The organism is Marivibrio halodurans (genome assembly GCF_017963645.1).
Taxonomy (GTDB): domain Bacteria; phylum Pseudomonadota; class Alphaproteobacteria; order UBA8366; family Aestuariispiraceae; genus Marivibrio; species Marivibrio halodurans.
In genome coordinates, this window is sequence record NZ_JAGMWN010000009.1 from 48,146 (window position 1) to 66,480 (window position 18,335).

The following is an 18,335-nucleotide window of genomic DNA, read 5'->3' on the forward strand; positions in this document are numbered from 1 at the left end:
CCAGGGAGCAATTCGGCCATGCGTAGCGAAGCCAACCGGAGCCCTTCAAGCGTGCAGCCAGGCCCGCCGCCGGGGCACCGCCCGAGCTATCTTCATCGGGCCTTGGCCCTCCTGCTGATCGCGTTGACCTCGGTCACGGCGGTCGCGGCCGCGACCGCCTTGCTGACGCCGGAGACGACCTTCGGCTATATCGCCGCGGGCGCGTTGATGCTGTGCTTCAGCCTGCTCTTCGCCTGGATATCGGCGAATTTCTGGGTAAGCCTGATTGGCGCGGTCGAGCTTGCCCGCCACAAGAGGGCCGCCCGTAAGCCGGCGGGATGTCGCGCGGACGCCGGGCCGGACGTCTCCGCGGCGGCGGTCGATCCGGCGGCCCGGACGGCCATCGCGGTGCCGGTCTATAACGAGGACCCGGCCCGCACCGCCGGTAATGTGCGGGCGATCCTGGAATCGATCGACGCGGTCGGCGCGTTGGATCTGTTCGACCTTTACATATTGAGCGACAGCACGAACCCGGACGTTTGGGTCGAGGAGGAGAAGTGCTGGTTCGAGATCGCGCGTTCGCCGCGCTTCATGAACCGTGTCTTCTACCGCCGGCGAACCCGGAACGAGGAACGCAAGAGCGGGAACATCAAGCAGTTCCTGGAGAATTGGGGGCATGATTACCGCTATATGATCGTGCTGGACGCGGACAGTATCATGAGCGGGTCGGCCGTGGTCGAACTGGTCCGGCGGATGGAGGCCGATCCCGAGTGCGGCCTGATCCAGACCTGGCCGCGGATCGTCGGCGGGTCGACGCTGTTCGCGCGGATGCACCAATATGCCGCCGGTCTCTATGGTCGCATGCTGGCATTCGGCATGGCGAAACTGATCAATCCGCACGGCAATTACTGGGGGCACAACGCGATCATCCGTGTCGAGGCCTTCATGCAATCCTGCGGTCTGCCGCACCTGCCGGGCCGGGCGCCGCTCGGCGGCGAGATTCTGAGCCATGATTTCGTCGAGGCCGCGCTGCTGGTCCGCCGGGATTGGAAGGTCGTCCTGGCGCCGGATATCGACGGCAGCTACGAGGAGGCGCCGCCCAACCTGATTCAGCATCTGGCCCGCGATCAGCGTTGGTGCCAGGGCAATCTTCAGCATGGCTGGCTGTTGCTGGCGCGCGGCATTCGCCCGGCGTCCCGGATCAATTTCCTGACCGGTATCCTGGCTTATCTCGCCAGTCCGATCTGGTTGGCCTTCGTGGTGATCGCCGCGGTCATGGCCTTCTCCGATCAGAAGCTGTTCTCGGCCGGTCTCGTTCTCGTGCGCGACGAAACCGGCGGCTGGGCGGTCATGACGAATTCGCTCGAATCGCTGGCCGCGATCTCGATCCTGGGCGCGACCGTCTGCTTCATCATCGGGCCGAAGATCCTGGGGGCGGTGTTCGCGCTGTTCGATCGTGACGAGCCGGTTCTCCGGCTTCTACCCAACGTGATATGCGAAACGGTCCTGTCGATCCTGGCGGCGCCGACGGTAATGTTGCGGCACAGTCTTTTCGTCATAAAGCTGCTGTTCGGCACGGGTGTCGACTGGGCGCCGCAACAGCGGGATGCCGACCGGGTGTCCTGGCGGGAGGCCGCGAACGCCTTCGCCATGCAGACGGGGCTGGCGCTGCTCGTGCTGGCGAGCGCCCTGATCGTGCCGTCCCTCGTCCATCTCTGGTTGTCGCCGATCCTGCTCGGCCTGCTCTGCTCCATCCCGTTCGCGGTTTGGACCGGACGGCGTCTTTCCGCGCGGGGCGGGATGTTGCGCGCCGGTATCGATTATCGGCCACCGCCCGTGCTGAGCGCGGCGGAACGCGCGCGGGGCGAGATCGCCTCGGCCGTGTCCGGCGAAGGCATGAGCGGCCTGCGGGAGGTTCTCGACCGGGCCGATACCCACCGGCTGCACCTCTTCGTGCTGGCCAGTCAGTCCGGACTTTCCGCCGGCGTGCCGGACGCCGATACCGCCAGCGAGATCGATGGCGCCATACTGGCCCGCGCGCGCGCCGAGCCGGATAGCCTCGACCGGGAGGAACGCCGCGTCCTGCTGGCCAACGCGCCCGCCCTGCAACGATTGCATTTCGAGCGGATGAAGATGCGCGCCGATATCCCCGCCGAACCCGCCGGGGCGCATCCCGCCCCAGTGCAAGGGTGAGAGCTAGCAAGGGTGAGGCCCGGTGTGTCCGACCTGTCGCTTTCGATGACCGACGCTTCGAGGATCGCGCATGCGCCGATCGCCGGCCTGCCGCCCGTCCTGAAACGGGGGCGATGTGCCGGGGGCGGGATTGGTCACAGATATGTTTCAGAAATGCCCCCACTCCCTCTCCACCTGTCCATCGAATTGGCCACATGGCCGCGACGGGGGGAGCGGATCGTTCGGGAACGGTTCCACCGGCGCCGGGAACAAGGGAGACGGGAAGTGATCGGGCATGAAGAGATCGGACGCGGGGCGGCGAGCGGTGACATGACCGGGGCCGAGGACATCCACGAGCATGTCCGCGGCCTGCACCGGTTCGCGACCGGGCTCCTCGGCAACCCGGTGGATGCCGAGGACTTGGTGCAGGAATGCCTTCGCCGGGTCCTGAACCAGATGCAAAGGGGTGCCGCGATCAAGAACATGCACGCCTATCTGTTCCAGACCCTGCGCAATGTGCATATCGACGAATGCCGTCGCGCCGCTGGGCGCGGCACCGTCATGCCGATCGACGAGACCGTCGCCGAGCCATTGACCGCGCCGCCGAACCAGGAGGACGGAATCCGTTGCGGTGATATCCGGGCTTGCCTGGACCGCCTGCCGGAACATCAGCGCGAGGTGGTGCTGCTCGTTTGCCTGGAGGAGATCAGTTACGAGGGCGTGGCCGAGATCATCGGGCAGCCGATCGGTACCGTGCGATCGCGCTTGCACCGGGGGCGCGCGGCGCTCCAAGCGATGCTTGATGCCGCGAACGAGAGCGGGCCCGCCGACAAGAGCGGGAGCGGCGTCGCGGCGCCGTCCGCCCGGCTCCACCGCCTTGGGAGAGCGGAGAATGGGTAAGGACGACGATAATACCGTTCCACTGTTGAGCGGTGTGCTGCTCGAGGAATATGCCGATGGGCGCCTCGACCCCCGGACGGAACGTCGGATCGAAGGGCTGGTGTCCAAGGATCCCGCCATGCGCGATAGCGTCCTCAGGATGATCGCGACGCGGCGCATGGTGCGCGAGAACGTGCACAGCCGCGCCGAGCGGCCGCTTGGCGAGGAGACGAGCACCCTGGCCCACCGGGTAGAGGCGATGCACCGCGAGAGCGTGCGCGCCTCCTCCCGCCGGTCCCGGCGCTTCGGGGCGCGTCATGGTGCCCTGGGTGCCGTCGCGGCGGTTGTGTTGGGGGTCTTGTATTTCCAGCCCGGCTTCACCGGGGGGCAGATGCGGCATTTGTCGCTGACCGATTTCATGCCCGTCGCGGAAGCTCCGGCCCCGGCTTCGACCTCGAACGGGGCCCCGCAGCCGGAAAGCCAGACCGCCGCCCTGGACGGGCCATTGGAGGCCGGGCCGGTCAGGACGTCGCTGGCGCAAACGGGCGGCCCCTCGGACGAGCAACCGCGCGACGGCATGCCGGACTTCGTCCCGGACTTTTCCGCGTCCGGATTCAGTCTTATCGAAACCCGCATGATCACGGGCGACGCGGTCGAGGCGAACGCTTTCCAACTGCTTTATGAAGGGGGCGACGGCCGCCGCATCTCGCTCTATTACAGCCGCTCCCCGAACGATCAGGAGCAGAAGGTGGCCGTGCGCAAGGAAGGCCCTCTGGCCATGCTTTTCTGGTCCGCCAACGGCCGTTCCTTCAGCATGATCGGCGAGGTCGAGCGCGCCCGCCTCCTCGATCTGGCCCGGGAAGTGACGGCCGGGCTGTCCGTGTCCGGCGACAAGCCGGGCGCCGCCCCGGAAGCCGACCCATCCGATTCGACCGCACCGGACCCTTCCGGGTCCGAGGCCAAGAAGTCGCGACCGGAGGGAGAGGACGGTCATGACAGGGATTCTGTCTGAACGACCGGCGGCCCTTGGCGCGCCTTGTCCATCGCGCCAATTCCCCCTTCCGCGACCGTTTCCTTCCAACACGCCGCCCGTGGTGACGCGGGCCGGCACGACCGCACGGGAGTGAGCCATGCCGTCTCGCCATCAATTCGCCCCGTCCATCCTTCGCGCCTATGACGTGCGTGGGGTCTATGGCGATACGCTGACGCGCGACGACGCCCGCGCGCTCGGCGCCGCGCTGGCCAGCGAGGCGATGGAGCGGGGCGGCTCCACGGTCGTTCTGGGACGTGACGGCCGCGCGTCCTCCCCCACCTTGAGCGAGGCCGTCGCCGAGGGCCTCGCCTCCACCGGCGCGACGGTGCATGACATCGGGCGCGGTCCGACACCGATGCTCTATTACGCGTCGCACAGCCTGCGCGCGGACGCGGCCATCATGGTGACGGGATCACACAATCCGCCGGACTATAACGGCTTCAAGATGATGCTGGGTGAGCAGGCCCTGATGGGCGAGGAGATCCAGGCCCTGGGTCGCCGCGCAGCCGAGGGTGATTTCCGGCGGGGGCGCGGGACGGTGGGCGTGGTCGATCTGGTCGACGCGTATTGTGCCCGCCTTCACGAGGGATTTCACATCGAGAGCGACCTCTCCTGCGCCTGGGACCCGGGGCATGGCGCGGTGGCGGCGGTCCTCGACCGCGTGCTCTCCCGCTTGCCGGGCGCGCATCTGTGTCTCAACAACACCGTCGATCCGACTTTTCCGGCCCACCATCCCGATCCGGGCGATCCGGATAATCTGGCCCAGTTGATCGAGACGGTTCGCGCCCGTCAGCTGGATATGGGCTTCGCCTTCGACGGGGACGGCGATCGGCTGGGTGTCGTCGATCGGCATGGGCGCATCGTGTGGCCGGATCAATTGCTCGTGCTGCTCGCCGACAAGGTGTTGCGCGCGTATCCGGGGCAGACCGTCATCGCCGATGTGAAGGCAAGCCAGATGGTCTTCGACGAGATCGCCGTCCGGGGCGGCAAACCGCTGATGTGGAAGACGGGTCATTCGCTGATCAAGGCGAAAATGCGCGAGACGGGCGCGCCGCTCGCGGGCGAGATGAGTGGCCATATTTTCTTCGCCGACCGCTGGCCGGGCTTCGATGACGCGCTCTATGCGGCGCTTCGCTTGATCGAGGTCCTGGATGAGGCCCGGCTTCCGCTCGACAGGATGGTCGATGCCCTGCCGGTGACCGTCGCCACCCCGGAAATCCGGATCGAATGCGCGGACGAGACGAAGTTCGACGCGGTCGCGCGGATCGCCGGGATGTTGAAGGAGGCGCGGGCGGATGTCGTCGATATCGACGGGGTTCGGGTCAACACGCCCGATGGTTGGTGGCTGTTGCGCGCTTCCAATACCCAGCCCGCGCTGGTGGCGCGGTGCGAGGGCGGGAGCGCGGCCGCGCTCGACCGGTTGAAGCGGAATCTCTCCGATGCGTTGGACGCCCTCGATCTCGACGCGACCAGCCCGTACTTGATGCCGGCGGCGGCTGAATGACGGCTGCCCGGTGATGCCGCGTGGCCGGTTTCGTCTTCCTTGTTTTTCCTGATCCGTCGCGATTTATCGGGAACTATGCGCCCCATTCTTGCGTCTTATAGGGAACGGACGGCGCCAGCCGCCCCACCAAGGAACGATCGGGAGCGCTATCATGCCATATCGTCAGGATATCTCCGCATGCCTAAGGGACCGGGTGGAATATGGGTTGAGCTCGAGCGAGCTGTCCTTCTTCCTCGATGCCTTGAATCCAGCCATGGAGCGGTTGCGCGAAGCCTATAGGGAGCGCCGGATTCCGCTGCTCCGCACGCCGGAGCGGGTCGACGACTGGCCCAGGCTGCAAGCGGTCGCGGATAGATATCGGGCGTCCTTCGACGATGTCGTCGTGCTCGGGACCGGCGGTTCCAGTCTTGGCGGCCGCGCGCTCTACAACATGGCGAATGTCGGCTTCGACGACGGGGACCGACGGGGCCCCAACCTGCATATCGTTACGAATATCGATCCGTACAGCTTCCAGGCGCTGCTTCGCTCGCTCGACATGCGGCGCACGGGCTTCATCGCGATCTCCAAGTCGGGCGGCACGGCCGAGACGGTGTTGCAGACGATGACCGTGCTTCCGATGCTGGAGCGTCTTCTCGGCCCGCGCCGGGTGGGGCGCGCCATGACCATCGTGACGGAGCCGAAGGACAATCCGATGCGCCGGATCGCGGAGCGTTACGCGCTGCCCGTCCTGGATCACGACGAGGCCGTCGGCGGGCGCTATTCCGTGCTGACGGCGGTCGGAATGCTGCCTTCGCTGATCGCCGGGCTGGATGCGCGGGCGGTGCGCGATGGCGCCCGCGAAGTCCTGGCGCACAGCTTGCGGACCGGCAGTCCGGCCGATTGCGCGCCGGCGCTGGGCGCGGCCGTCGCCGTGGGGCTGGAGCGCTATCACGATATCGGCTCCTCGGTGATGCTGGCCTATTCCGACCGGCTTGGCTCGCTCGCCCGCTGGTATCGCCAGCTTTGGGCGGAGAGTTTGGGCAAGGAAGGCAAGGGAACGACGCCGATCTACGCCGCCGGCCCGGTCGATCAGCACAGCCAGTTGCAGCTCTGGCTCGATGGGCCGCGCGACAAGATGTTCACGGTGCTGGGCGGGCCGATCGCGCCCTGCTCGCCGCCCGTCGATTGCAGCCATATCGGCGACGACCGGCTGGATTATCTGAACGGCGCCAGCCTGGGCGAGCTTCTCGACGTCTCGCGCCGGGCGACGACCGAGACGCTGATCGCCAACGACCGCCCGGTGCGGACCATCGACATGGCCGCGATCGACGAGCGGTCGATGGGTGCGCTCATGATGCATTATATGCTGGAGACCATCCTGGCCGCCGATCTGTTGTGCGTTAACCCGTTCGACCAGCCGGCCGTGGAACATGGCAAGAAACTGGCGCGGCGGCTGTTGTCGGCGCGGGGAGAGCATCGGACGGTGCCGGCCTCGCGGGAAGAAGCAGCGGCGGCCTGATCGGCAAGGCGACGCCCGACAAGTCACTCCGCCGGCAAGGGGTGCGCGGTTTCGACCGCGTGCCCTTTGTCGTGTGGTCCCCCCCTTCCGCAGGGCGCGGATGCCGGGCTCGCGCCGCCGATCCGCTTCGGGGCGGCGGTGCTTACCAGGATTGCAGTTCGATGCGATATTGCCCCATGCGGGGCGGGCGGGGTTGGTCCTCGAACTTCTCCGGCACGACATTGGTGTCGCGCCAGCCGATCCCGACCAAGGTGCTCTCGTCGATCCAGGAAATGCCGAAGACCGGGCCCGAGGTATGCAGGAATTTCCACGTCTCGGCGTCGTAGGTGGTGACGATGAACTTCGCGAGGCCGGTGTGGGTGTCCTCCTCGTAGAGGCTCGCCATCGGAAGCTGCACGGCATCGGAGAGCGGGATCGGCATCTCGAACCCGCCGATTCCGACATAATCGCGCCGTTGATTGATCGAGAGGGCGCCGGAGCGGATTTCGACGATGAATGCCGCCTCGTCGCGGGATTCGACCAGATGGGCCCCCTCGCGCGCCATCTTCTGGCGGATGCCGCCGATGACATAGGACGAGTCGTAGCTCTCGAAATGCGCGGTATCGAGAAAGGCGCGCCCGTCCACGGGGATGCCGAAGGTAAGGCGCTCGATCGCGCGGTCGGCCGCGGTCGAAATCAACAATTGTTCATTCGCCGTCCGCTCCGGGGCGGTTTCCCGAATTTCCGAACAGCCAACGCTCGCGACAATCAATGCGGTGCACATACAGGCGCGCAGTCGAAAGCGCATGGCGTCTCCATGTCAGGTAGTGAATCCCATGGTTCCTGGTAGTGAGACGGAAAACGGCGTTAATGGTTCCGTCAAGGACCCATGCGCGCCTTCCGGCTATCCCGGTTCCTTGCGCAGATAGCTCACAATCATATCCGCCGCATGATCGATTCGCTGTTGCAGGCGCTTGGGCGACAGCAGCTTGGTCTGGAAGATCGCCTCGAAGGTGTGACGGTGGGAGATATAGTGCGCCGACAGGGCGGATATGGAGATATAGAGATCGATCGCGTCGATATCGTCACGGAACCGCCCGGTCTCCACGCCGCGCTTCAGAAGCTCGCGAATGGTCTCCAGCAACGGATTGTACATCTTCGGGATTTCGGTGGACTGGCGCACATGCCGGGCCTCGTGCAGGTTCTCGCTGGCCAGCAGGCGGTTGAATTCCGGCATCTCCACCCAGACACGGGCGGTGAATTCGACCAGGCGCCGCATGCCCTCCTCGGGGTCCATGTCGCGGATGCTAAGATCGCTTTGGCGGTCGCGGATCGTCGCGTAGGCACGTTCCAGCACGGCGACGAACAGCTTCTCCTTGCTGCCGAAATAATGATAGAGCGCGTTCTTGTTGAAGCCCGAGGCGTCGGCGATCTCGTCGACGCGGGCACCGTCATACCCTTTTTCGGCGAACTCCCGTGTCGCCGCTTCCAGAATGCGCTCTCGTGACGCGGCGGAATCGCGTTTTCCGCTTCGCTTGGCTCGCACGGCTGCCTTGGCCATGTCCCCCAGGTCCTCCTGTTCTAAAGGGCATCCCTCGCCCACGCCCGATTGTTTCCTCGGTTGATCGCCGATCGCGATACGATACTTACGAAATAGTTAGTAGCACTTCGCCCGGACAATTGGGAGCCCTCAGGTCTTGCCGGTGCCGCAGGGCCGTGAGGCGTGATGGGAGACGTGATGGGGGGCGACCGGAGCCGTGCGCTTGACATCAGTTATCTAACTGGTTAGTTATTTTATCCCTATAGACCATTCCAATTCCAGTGATTTGGGGAACGGAGTCTTCGATGGCGACAGCCCACCAGGAGGCCGAGCAGGTCTTCCACTCCTTTACCGCGGAGGGGGTTCGCCCGTCCGAAGCAACCGATGATCTGCTGGTCACGGACCCGTGGACGGGGAAGGTGGCCGCGCATCTCGTTCCGGCCTCCGAGGGGATGATCGCGGGTGCCGTCGAGGCGGCGGCCGCGGCCTTTCACGCCAATCAGTGGGAAACGCGTCACCGGCGTGCCGGATGGCTGGACGCGGCCGCCGATGCGATCGAGGCGGACAGGGCCGCGCTGGTTGATCTGATGGTCCGTCATATCGGTAAGCCGGTGAAGGCCGCCGGATTCGAGGTGGGCCGCAGCGCGGGCTTCCTGCGCGCCTGCGCCCGTCACGCGCATGAGATCGGCGGGGAGACGGTGCCTCTCGATTCCGCGCCGAACGGCGCCGGGCGTCACGGCATCGCGGAACGGGTGCCGCTTGGCGTCATCCTTGGCATCACGCCCTTCAACGCGCCGGCCAATCTGCTGGTGCAGAAGGTCGCGCCGGCGCTCGCCACCGGCAATGCGATCATCGTGAAGCCGGCGCCCGAGGGCGCGGCCGTCGCGCTGCGCATCGCCGCCGCCTTCCGGGAGGGGGGCCTGCCGGACGGGCTGTTCCAGGTTCTCCTCGGGGGGGCGGAAGAGGCGCTGGCCCTTGCCGCGCATCCGGCCGTCGCCGCGGTGACGCTTACCGGGGGCACGGCGGCGGGCGAGGCCGTCGCGCGCGCGGCGGGCGCCAAGCCGTTCCTGGGCGAACTCGGCGGCAACTCCGCCAATATCGTCTGCGACGACGCGGATATCGAGGATGCGGCCGCGCGGATCGCGCCTTCCGCCTATGAGGCATCCGGTCAGCAATGCATATCCACCCAGCGGATCATCGTCGATCGGCGCGTGCGTCCGGCCTTCGAGGATGCGTTGCTGGCACGGATCGACGCGTTGTCCGCCGGCGACCCGGGAAAGCCGGAAACCGATCTGGGGCCCGTCGTTCATGCGCGCGCGGCCGACCGTATCATGGCGATGGTCGAGGCGGCGGCCGCCGACGGCGCGCGGCTCCTGCGGGAGCCCCGGCGCGAAGGGTGCCTGATCCATCCAACGCTGGTGTGCGATGCCCCGCGCGACGCGCGCGTGGTGCGCGAGGAGGTTTTCGGTCCGGTCGCCGTTCTGATGGAGGCCGATGGCTTCGAGCAGGCGGTCGCGATCGCGAATGATTGCGAATTCGGCTTGCAGGCCGCCTGCTTCACCGCGCGGCTGGACCGCGCGATGGCGGCGGGCCGGATGTTGCGGGCGGGGTCCGTGTGGATCAACGAGGCGAGCCGCTTCCGGCTCGACAATTACCCGTTCGGCGGGTTCGGAAAAAGCGGAACCGGCCGCGAGGGCATCAAATACGCCATGGATGAAATGACCACCTGGAAATTCCTCGGAATTCGTCTGCCGGGCGGGTATCCCGCGTGAACGGCCCGGTGAACAGCGGGGCACCCGCCGAGGGCGTCGTCACCGCCGCCGTCGACGCGGCGGCCGATGCCGGCGCGGCGATGCTGGCGGCGGGCGGGAATGCCTTCGACGCGGCCGTCGCGGCGGCCTGCGCGGAGACCGTCTGGCTTCCCATGAAATGCGGTCTCGCCGGAGATGTGGTCGCGCTCTTCTCGCGGGCGGGCGGGCCGACGCGCGCGCTGTTGTCGATCGGGCGTGGGCCGCTGGCGCTCGGCGCGGGCACGCGATTGGCGCGCACCGGGCCGCTCTCCGTCGGCGGGTTCGGCGCCCCGGAAGGATATGCCAGGCTGGCGGGGCTCGGGCAGTTGCCGCTCGACCGGTTGGTGGCGCCCGCCGTGGCGATGGCGCGCGACGGGGTTCGATGGGTGGATCAGGCGGTGCGCCTGACGGCGGAATCGCGTGACCTGATCGCACGCCATAACGATGTCACGCCTTACCTGCCCGGGGGCGGGCTTCCGGTGCCGGGCGAGGCGTTGCGCCTGCCGGGGCTCGCCGACCTGCTGGAGCGTTTCGGTCGGACGGGGGGCGCGCTTTTCCACGGCGAGGCGGGCGACGTCGTGCTGGCGCATCTGCGTGGTCTGGGCGGCATGTTGCAGCGCGACGATTTGGTGCGCGCGGTGGCGTGCGAGATGCCCTGCGCGCGGGTCGATCTGCCGGGCGGCGGTATCCTGGAGGTAACGCCGGCCCCGACTCACGGCCCCATTCATGCGGATGCCCTCGCGCGGGTTCTGTCGGGTGCGGCGGAAGTCGAGGCGATCCGGGCCGCCCGGGCCGGCTTCGATGCGCGCGCGGGCGGCGGTACCTCCGTCGTGACCGCCGCCGACGGGGCGGGGAACCGCGTGGTTCTGGTTCATTCCAATTCCTTCCCGCAATACGGCTCCGGCGTGGTCGTCCCGGAATTCGACCTGATCCTGAACAACCGGCCCGGCCGAGGGTTCGCGCTGGACGCGCCGGCCGGGCATTGGAACGCGCCCGACCCGCTGTCCGTGCCCGCGACAACGTTGAACGCCTGGCACCTCGGACGCCGGGAGATGGATGTCTGGGGTGGCACGCCGGGCGGCGAGAACCAGGCCGTCTGGAACATGCAAGTCACGGCCGCGCTGATGGGTGGGCACGATCCGCAACAGGCCATCGATCTGCCGAAGTGGCGGCTGACCTCCGACGGCGGCATCGCCTGGGAGGCCGATCACGCCGCGCGCGATCCGGCGGACGAGGCGGTCGAGGCGCGCGGCCTGCGCTCCGCCCTTCAGGCAATCGGCATCGATCGCCGCACGGGCGCATTCACGATTGGGGTGGATCCCAGAACCGGGGCCGCGGCGCGGTTCAACCCGGCACGGTGATCCGGTAAGCGAGAGAAACGAAGGAGGAACCAGAACCGATGGCCATCGCGAGACACAAGCGCCCGCCCGAACTCGAAGGAGTGGGGCTGCCGGAGATCATGGACAAATATGTCGCCCAATTCCGCAATCTGAAATCCGATTGGGAAGCGTTCGAGGACGCGAAGATCGAGGGCTTCAAGCGCGCGCAGCACCGCTTTATCGGTGCCGGCGGTTCGGGCAAGCATGGCGGAAGCGATTTCATTCCCGCGCGGGGCTTCACCCTCTCCATCATGTATGTGGAGCCGGGCCAGGGCAACGCGCCCCACACGCACGAAGTCGAGGAGGTGTTCTTCGTCCTCCAGGGGTTCCTGACCGTCTTCATCGAGGACGAGAACGGCGAGCGTCTCGCCCGTCGTCTCGGTCCGTGGGAGTGCGTATCCTGCCCGCCCGGTGTCATCCACGGCTATGTGAATGATAGCCTGGAGCCGGTCTATTTCCAGGTCATGCTTGGGCGTGGGCAACCGGATACCATGGGCTATGCCGACGATTCACTCTATGAACGTCGGAATGCGCATCTGGGCACGGAGTAACCGGACGTGCCCGTTGGGAACGGAGGAATGGGATGAAACCGGCGCCGTTTCGTTATCACGCGCCGGGCGCCTTTGATGAGGCGCTGGCGATGATGGGGGATCTCGACAACGCCAAGGCATTGGCCGGCGGTCAATCGCTGATGGCGATGTTGAACCTCCGCTACGCCATGCCGGACCATCTGGTCGATCTCAACGGGATCGAGGCGTTGCGGGGCATCTCGGACGGGCCGGATGGGATCGCCATCGGTGCCATGACCCGCCAGCGGGTGCTGGAGCGTGATTCCCTGTTGGCCATGCGCGCGCCGATCTTCGCCGAGGCCCTGCGCCATGTCGGCCACCTCCAGACCCGCAACCGGGGGACCATCGGCGGCAGTCTCTGTCATCTGGACCCGGCGGCGGAGCTGCCGGTGCTCGCCATGTTGCATGACGCGGTGTTGCGCGTGCGATCCGCCGCGCGGGGGGAGCGCAGCCTCGACATGGCGGCTTTCCCGGCCTTCTATATGACCCCCAGCCTGGAGCCGGACGAACTGCTTGTCGGCTTGAGCTTCATGCCCTGGCCGGAGGGGACCCGGCACGCCTTCCTGGAAGTCGCGCGCCGCCACGGGGATTTCGCCATCGTGGCGGTCGGCTGTCTGGTGGCGCTCGACGGAAAGGGCGCGATCGATCGCGCGGCGATCGTGCTCGGCGGTATCGGGCCGGCCCCGATCCGCCTGACGGCGGGCGAGGCGATGTTGCGGGGTGAACGCCCGGGCATCGAGCTCTTCCGCGCCGTCGGGGCCGAGGCGGCCGGGTTGGAGGCGATGGGCGATTCCGCCTATTCGGCCGGCTATCGCCAGCATCTGGCTGGCGTCCTGGTGCGTCGCGCGCTGCAACGCGCCTGTCCTTCCGAGGCGGGAGTGATTTCATGAACGACGGGACGATGACCGGGGACCAGGACGGGGGCGCGGCGCAGCGTTTCGACGTCACCATGACGGTGAATGGTATCGAACGAACAGCCAGTTGCGAGGGGCGGCGCAATCTCGTCGACTTCCTGCGTCACGACCTGCATCTGACGGGCTCCCATGTCGGGTGCGAGCATGGGGTGTGCGGCGCCTGCACCGTCCTGGTGGACGACCATGCGGTGCGCGGCTGCCTGATGCTGGCGGTTCAGGCCGAGGGCCGGCGGGTCGAGACGATCGAGGGGTTGAGCCCCGAGGACGGGCCATTGTCCGATCTGCCGCGCCTGTTCGCGGAACAGTACGCCCTGCAATGCGGTTTCTGCACGCCGGGTATCCTGATGACCCTGCGCGAGGTGATACGCGATACGCCCGATGCCGGCGAGACGGAACTGCGCGAGGCGCTTTCCGGCAATCTATGCCGCTGCACCGGCTATCAGAACATCGTGGACGCGGCATTGGCGGCGCTGGCCCTGATGCGCGACGGCGGGGAGGGCGCCTGATGGCGGAGCGACGCTATATCGGACAATCGACTCCGCGCGTGGAGGATGACGCGCTGCTGCGTGGCAAGGCGCGCTTCGTCGACGACCTGACGGCGCCGGGCGTGCTGCATGCGGCGTTCCTGCGCAGCCCGGTCGCCCATGCGCGGCTGCTCGGCCTCGATCTGGAGGAGGCGCGCGCCATCCCCGGGGTCGTGGCGATCCTGACGCTCGCCGATCTGAAGGACGTGCTGACGGAGGAGCGTCTGCCGCTGCAATTCATCAGCAAGACACTGCCGCCGGACATTACCCCCTATGTCCTGGCGAAGGACGAGATGCTTTATGTCGGCGAGCCGGTCGCCGTCGTGCTGGCGGATAGCCGCGCGACCGCCGAGGACGCGGCAAGCATTATCGGCATCGACCTGGAGGAGATGACGCCGGTCGGCGATCTGCGCGCGGCGGTCGAGCCGGACGCGCCGCCCGTCTGCAGCACGCGCGCCGGCAATGTCTGCGAGGCGTTCGAGGTCGGCTACGCCGATGTGGACGCGGCCTTCCGCGAGGCCGCGCACAGCGTCCGCCTGTCGATGAACCAGCATCGCGGCGGTGCCCACCCGATCGAGGGACGCGGTATCCTGGCGGAACCGGATGCGGGCGGCGGGCTCGTGGTCCGCTCCTCGACCCAGCTCGCGCACGAGGCGCGGGCCTTCCTGGTCGCCTTGCTGGATCTGGACGAGAACCGCCTGCGCGTGGTGACGCCGGATGTCGGCGGCGGTTTCGGAGCGAAGTTCCTGCTCTATCCGGAGGAGGTGGTGGCCAGCGCCGCCGCGCTGCTTCTCGGACGGCCGGTGAAGTGGATCGAGGATCGCCGGGAACATTTCCTGGCGGCGATCCAGGAACGCGATCAGCTCTGGGAGATCGAGGCCGCCTGCGACGCTGAAGGGCGTCTTCTCGGGGTGCGCGGTTCGATGATCCACGATGCGGGCGCTTATGTGCCGCAAGGGATCAATCTCGCCTATAACGCGGTGACGGCCTATCCGGGCCCCTATGTCCTGCCGGCCTATCACATGGATGTCCGGGTCGGGATGACCAACAAGGTTCCGACCATCCCGGTGCGTGGGGCCGGCTATCCGGAAGGCACCTTCGCGATGGAGCGCACGCTGGACGCGCTGGCCGCGCGGGTCGGCATCGACCGTGTGGAAATCCGACGGCGCAATCTGGTGCCGGCCGAGTCCATCCCCTACGCGACGCCGCTGAAATCGCGTTCCGGCGCCGGAATCACCTATGACAGCGGGGATTTCCCCGCGCTTCTCGACCAGGTGTTGGAAGCGATCGATCATGCCGGTTTCGAGGCGCGCCGCGCCGAGGCCGCGCGGGCCGGCCGCCGCCTCGGCATCGGGGTCGCCTGCGGCATCAAGGGCACGGGCCGCGGTCCCTATGAATCGGCGATCGTGCGCGTCGGCCGGTCCGGCAAGGTCACGGTCTTCACCGGCGCCATGCCGATGGGCCAGGGCTTGAAGACCGCGATGGCGCAGATCTGTGGCGACGCGCTCGGCCTGCCGCCGGACCGCATCGAGGTGATCTGCGGCGACACGGGCACGATTCCGCTTGGCATCGGCGGTTTCGCGAGCCGCCAGACGGTGGTCGCCGGGTCGTCCGTCGCGCGCGCCTCGGCGGCCGTGCGGGAAAAGGCGATCCGCATCGCCGCCCACCTGCTGGAAGCCGATGGCGGCGATATCGAACTGGTCGATGGGGAGGCCCGGGTGAAGGGCACCAATGTCGGCATCGATCTGCGCGCCATCGCGGCGAGCGCCCATGGCTCTCCCGGCTATGCCCTGCCGCCGGGCGTCGATCCGGGCCTGGAGGCGAGCGAGAATTTCATGCCGAAGGGCCTGACCTACGGCATGGGCGCGCACGCCGTGGAGGTCGCGGTGGACGAGGAAACCGGTCTCGTCACGCTCACCCGCTATGCCGTCGTCAATGATTGCGGGCGCGCGATCAATCCCCGGATGGTCGAGGCGCAAATCCATGGCGGCGTGGTCCACGGTATCGGCAACGCGTTGTTCGAATATATGGATTACGACGATCAGGCCCAGCCGGTTACCACGACGCTGGCCGATTACCTGATGGTGACGGCGCCGGAGGTGCCGCGCATCGATGTGCGTATCGCGGAATATCCAAGCCCGCTCAACCCCCTCGGCGTCAAGGGCGTGGGCGAGGCCGGGTGCCTGCCGGTGGCGCCGGCGATCGCCTCGGCGGTCGAGGATGCATTGGGTGTTCGCGAGGCGGCGATCCAGCGCGTGCCGCTCTCACCGCCGGATCTGATCGACTTGCTGCGGGCGCGGGCGGCGGACGCCGCCTGAGGGCGCCCGCAGCGCCCGCGCGGGACCGTCGCCGTCGGCTTCCTTCAGCGCCCCCCGCCGAAAAGCCGACGCAGCCGCTGGCGCAGCAGCCAGAGCATCAATCGGAAGCCCGAGATCGGGGCGCTTTGCCGGGCTTGCCGCCTTGGTTCGGGGGGGGCGTCCGCCGGGGTGGTGGCCGGCGCGTCCTCCGCTGCCGCGGATTGGTTTTCCGGCTGTTTCCCGGGCTGGCCCGCCGGCTGGCTATCCGCGATTTCCTGGCGCAGATTGTCGGCGAACTGCCCGACCAGATGGTTGGCCAGATCGTTGATCATGCCGGAGCCCCGGCCGTATTGCGCGACCGATCCGGTGAGGTTCAGATTGGTGGTGATCCGGCATTCGGTCCGCGCGCCGTCCTCGGCGGGCTCCAGGGAGAACAGCACGTCGGCGCTCGCGCCGCCGCGTCCCTTGGTGTCGCGCCCTTCCGCCTTGACGGTGGCGCGCCAGTTCTCGCGATCGAGGTCGGTGATCCGCGCCTTGCCCTTGAAGGCCAGGAGGACCGGGCCGAGGCGGACCTGCACCTCGCCGTTATAGACGCGGGCCTCATCGTCCGCGCCGGTCAGCTTCGCGCCGGGCATGCAGGGCGCGATACGAGGGATATCCAACAGGACGTCCCAGGCTTCCGCCGGAGGCAGGGGGACGGTGAATCGGCTCTCGATCTCCATGACTTTCCTCTAAAGCTTGATGTTGATGTTCTTGATGCGGGTGCTGTCGAGCAATTCGCCGATCCCTTCCTCGCGGCCCAGCCCGGATTGCTTGTAGCCGCCGAACGGGGCGCCGATGAAATGGGGGCCCGCGTGATTGACCCAGACATAACCTGCCTCGACCCGGCGTGCCGCCTTGTGGGCGGTCGCGAGGTCGCGGGTGAAGATGGCGGCGCTGAGGCCGTAGTCCGTATCGTTCACCTGGCGGAACATATCCTCTTCATCCTCCCATCGCAGGATGGAGAGAACCGGCCCGAAGATTTCCTCGCGCGCGATGCGCATCGTCATGTCGACATCGGCGAAGACGGTCGGGTCGATGAAGAATCCCTTCTCGAACCCTGGGGCGTTCGACGGTCCGCCGCCATGGACGAGGCGCGCGCCGTCCTCCTTGCCGTATTCGATATAGCGCATGGTCTTGTCGAACTGGGCCCGGTTGATCAAGGGGCCCATCGTCGTGGCCGGATCGGTCGGATCGCCGGGCCGATAGGCGGCGCAACCCGCGACGATCTTTTCCAGCACCGCGTCATGGTGGCTGGCATGCAGGAATACCCGGCTGGTCGATCCGCAGGATTGGCCGGCCCAGGTCAGATTCATGCCGGCGACCGCGCCTTGCGCGATCGCCTCCGGATCCTGGTCGGGATAGGCGATGAGGGCGTTCTTGCCCCCCATCTCCAACCCCACCGGCTTCACCGTGTCGGCGGCGGCGCGCAGGATCGCCTTGCCGGTCGGCACGCTGCCGATCAGGGCCACCTTGGCGATGTCCGGGTGGGCGGAAAGCGCCGCGCCGCAGTCCCGCCCGCCGGGCAGGACGTTATAGACACCGGGCGGCAGGATATCCTCCTCGCGGATGATCTCCGCCAGCCGCAGGGCGGAAAGCGGCGCCTGCTCCGCCGGCTTGACGATCACCGTGTTGCCCGCGGCCATTGGCGCCGCGCAGCGCATGGTGGCGAACATGATGGGATGGTTATAGGCGATGATGCGGGCGACGACGCCGAGCGGCTCGCGCGTCGTGTAATCCAGGAAGCCGTCGCCGACGGGAATGGTCTCGCCCTTGATCTCCGTCACCAGCCCGGCGAAGAGCTCCAGCCCCCGCGCGCCGCTCTCGACATCGCGGTACATCTCAGCGACCGGGTTGCCGCAATCGATGGCGTCCAGCAGGGTGAGCTCCTCGCCATGCCGCCGCAAGGCATCCGCCAACGCGCGCAGACGATCGCCGCGCAATTGCGGCGACATCGCGGCCCAGCCCGGTTGCGCCGCCGACGCGGCGGCCACGGCGGCATCCACATCGGCCGCGCCGGCTTCGGCCGCGGAACCAAGGGAGGTTCCGGTCGCCGGGTTGATCAACGCCGTTTCCCGGCCCTCGCGCGCATCGTGGAAAGCGCCGCCATAGAATAGGCGCCGTTCACGGGGAAGCCGGTCCCTTGGCGATGAATCCGTCATGGCGAGACCCTCCATGTTCCGGCCGGTGATTTCCGGCGTCTGGATTGCGATTGAATTTAACTAACAAGTTAGTACAC

General features: G+C 67.4%; 15 protein-coding genes. 11 read left to right on the top strand and 4 right to left on the bottom strand.

The window, feature by feature from the left end:
* Nucleotides 1–18 precede the first annotated feature (18 nt).
* The 5 genes from mdoH to KAJ83_RS16275 all read left to right on the top strand — a co-directional run bounded on the left by mdoH (nucleotide 19) and on the right by KAJ83_RS16275 (nucleotide 7,065).
* A complete protein-coding gene (mdoH, locus tag KAJ83_RS16255; RefSeq protein WP_210683165.1) occupies nucleotides 19–2,172 on the top strand; it encodes a glucans biosynthesis glucosyltransferase MdoH in 2,154 nt (717 codons plus the stop codon).
* Between the two features lie 264 nt (nucleotides 2,173–2,436).
* The gene (locus tag KAJ83_RS16260) at nucleotides 2,437–3,051 is read left to right on the top strand and encodes an RNA polymerase sigma factor (RefSeq protein WP_210683166.1); all 615 of its coding nucleotides are present in this window, start codon (nucleotides 2,437–2,439) and stop codon (nucleotides 3,049–3,051) included.
* Nucleotides 3,044–4,042 carry a hypothetical protein gene (locus tag KAJ83_RS16265; protein WP_210683167.1) on the top strand — a complete coding sequence of 333 codons (999 nt, stop codon included), beginning with the start codon at nucleotides 3,044–3,046 and terminating at the stop codon, nucleotides 4,040–4,042. Before KAJ83_RS16260 ends, KAJ83_RS16265 begins: the two co-directional genes overlap by 8 nt.
* A gap of 118 nt (nucleotides 4,043–4,160) precedes the next feature.
* On the top strand, nucleotides 4,161–5,567 hold the full coding sequence (gene pgmG, locus KAJ83_RS16270) for a phosphoglucomutase/phosphomannomutase PgmG (RefSeq protein ID WP_210683168.1): 1,407 nt from the start codon (nucleotides 4,161–4,163) through the stop codon (nucleotides 5,565–5,567).
* Between the two features lie 205 nt (nucleotides 5,568–5,772).
* Nucleotides 5,773–7,065 (top strand): glucose-6-phosphate isomerase, encoded by a 1,293-nt coding sequence (locus tag KAJ83_RS16275; protein WP_246484733.1) that lies wholly within the window; start codon nucleotides 5,773–5,775, stop codon nucleotides 7,063–7,065.
* 142 nt (nucleotides 7,066–7,207) lie between these two features.
* Here KAJ83_RS16275 and KAJ83_RS16280 read toward each other — a convergent pair whose 3' ends face one another.
* Together KAJ83_RS16280 and KAJ83_RS16285 are read right to left on the bottom strand one after the other, a co-directional pair.
* Nucleotides 7,208–7,852 (bottom strand): DUF6655 family protein, encoded by a 645-nt coding sequence (locus tag KAJ83_RS16280; RefSeq protein ID WP_343222035.1) that lies wholly within the window; start codon nucleotides 7,850–7,852, stop codon nucleotides 7,208–7,210.
* A 96-nt stretch (nucleotides 7,853–7,948) separates the two neighbouring features.
* A complete protein-coding gene (locus KAJ83_RS16285) occupies nucleotides 7,949–8,605 on the bottom strand; it encodes a TetR/AcrR family transcriptional regulator (protein WP_210683171.1) in 657 nt (218 codons plus the stop codon).
* A gap of 284 nt (nucleotides 8,606–8,889) precedes the next feature.
* Between KAJ83_RS16285 and KAJ83_RS16290 the strand changes: the two genes are divergently transcribed.
* Genes KAJ83_RS16290 through KAJ83_RS16315 form a run of 6 tightly spaced genes read left to right on the top strand, consistent with a single transcriptional unit; the run spans nucleotide 8,890 to nucleotide 16,078 of the window.
* Nucleotides 8,890–10,356 (top strand): aldehyde dehydrogenase family protein, encoded by a 1,467-nt coding sequence (locus KAJ83_RS16290; protein WP_210683172.1) that lies wholly within the window; start codon nucleotides 8,890–8,892, stop codon nucleotides 10,354–10,356.
* Nucleotides 10,353–11,735, top strand: a complete 1,383-nt coding sequence (locus tag KAJ83_RS16295) for a gamma-glutamyltransferase (RefSeq protein WP_210683173.1) — start codon at nucleotides 10,353–10,355, stop codon at nucleotides 11,733–11,735. The genes KAJ83_RS16290 and KAJ83_RS16295 overlap by 4 nt, the downstream gene beginning before the upstream one ends.
* Nucleotides 11,736–11,773: 38 nt before the next feature.
* Nucleotides 11,774–12,304 carry a cupin domain-containing protein gene (locus KAJ83_RS16300; protein ID WP_210683174.1) on the top strand — a complete coding sequence of 177 codons (531 nt, stop codon included), beginning with the start codon at nucleotides 11,774–11,776 and terminating at the stop codon, nucleotides 12,302–12,304.
* A 32-nt stretch (nucleotides 12,305–12,336) separates the two neighbouring features.
* Nucleotides 12,337–13,212, top strand: coding sequence for an FAD binding domain-containing protein (locus KAJ83_RS16305; RefSeq protein ID WP_210683175.1), 876 nt, complete (start codon nucleotides 12,337–12,339; stop codon nucleotides 13,210–13,212).
* On the top strand, nucleotides 13,209–13,742 hold the full coding sequence (locus KAJ83_RS16310) for a (2Fe-2S)-binding protein (protein WP_246484735.1): 534 nt from the start codon (nucleotides 13,209–13,211) through the stop codon (nucleotides 13,740–13,742). The genes KAJ83_RS16305 and KAJ83_RS16310 overlap by 4 nt, the downstream gene beginning before the upstream one ends.
* Nucleotides 13,742–16,078: a xanthine dehydrogenase family protein molybdopterin-binding subunit gene (locus tag KAJ83_RS16315; protein WP_210683176.1), complete on the top strand. Its 2,337-nt coding sequence runs from the start codon at nucleotides 13,742–13,744 to the stop codon at nucleotides 16,076–16,078. Before KAJ83_RS16310 ends, KAJ83_RS16315 begins: the two co-directional genes overlap by 1 nt.
* A 44-nt stretch (nucleotides 16,079–16,122) precedes the next feature.
* Here KAJ83_RS16315 and KAJ83_RS16320 read toward each other — a convergent pair whose 3' ends face one another.
* Both KAJ83_RS16320 and KAJ83_RS16325 read right to left on the bottom strand, forming a co-directional pair.
* Nucleotides 16,123–16,779: an SRPBCC family protein gene (locus tag KAJ83_RS16320; protein ID WP_210683177.1), complete on the bottom strand. Its 657-nt coding sequence runs from the start codon at nucleotides 16,777–16,779 to the stop codon at nucleotides 16,123–16,125.
* A 9-nt stretch (nucleotides 16,780–16,788) separates the two neighbouring features.
* Entirely contained in the window at nucleotides 16,789–18,258 is a 1,470-nt protein-coding gene (locus KAJ83_RS16325) for an aldehyde dehydrogenase family protein (protein ID WP_210683178.1), read from the bottom strand.
* Nucleotides 18,259–18,335 lie beyond the last annotated feature (77 nt).